The following is a 727-nucleotide window of genomic DNA, read 5'->3' on the forward strand; positions in this document are numbered from 1 at the left end:
CTCGTAGATCGCGTGGCCTTCCTGCCCGGCCGCGAGGGCCTGGATGGCGGGATGCGAGTTATCGACCTCGTAACCCCAGTTGCCACTCCGATCGATGTGCAGACTGCCACCGAAGGGGTCCGAGACCGCATGTTCGCCGAAGCGGTTGTACTGGAAATGATCCCAAGCTGTGCCGTCCGGATCATGCACGGACAAGCTCCCGCTGACCGCAAGCGGATGCGCCGATGATGGCCAGACATTCCGGTCCTCGGTGACATCCCCAGTGTCGGTGCCGGTGATGACGGCGGCATCCGGTGTTGCACCGAGGGTCAGGGAGGCGCTCTGGGCCACGCTGCCGCCATGACCGTCGGTGACCTGATAGCTCAGTGTGACCGGGCCGTTGTAGTCCGGGTCCGGCGTGAAGGTGAAGCCCTGGGCCGCATCGCCGGTGATCGTGCCATGGCTCGCGGATAGGCCTGTGACAGACAGCGTGTCGCCCGTATCGATGTCCGAAGCATGTGCCAGAAGCTGTGCGGCGGTGATTGCCACCGCCTTGTCTTCGGTGCCGCTACCAAGATCGACCGGTCCGGTGACCGCAGGCCCGTCATTGGTGCCTGTGACCGTGATGACCAGGTTTTCGGTATCGGTCGCCCCTGTGCTGTCTGTGACGATCACCGGGATCGTGAGCTGCTCGGGCTGACCGGCTGCTAGATGCTGGTAAGCTGCATGGCTCGGATCAAAGCTCCAC

At 63.8% G+C, this 727-nt stretch carries 1 protein-coding gene; it reads right to left on the reverse strand.

The annotated features are described in order from the left end of the window. The coding region (locus E1180_RS00140) for a cadherin-like domain-containing protein (RefSeq protein ID WP_196220473.1) at positions 1-727 on the reverse strand (727 nt) is incomplete at both ends.

This window comes from Roseibium denhamense (assembly GCF_009711415.1).
Taxonomy (GTDB): domain Bacteria; phylum Pseudomonadota; class Alphaproteobacteria; order Rhizobiales; family Stappiaceae; genus Roseibium; species Roseibium denhamense.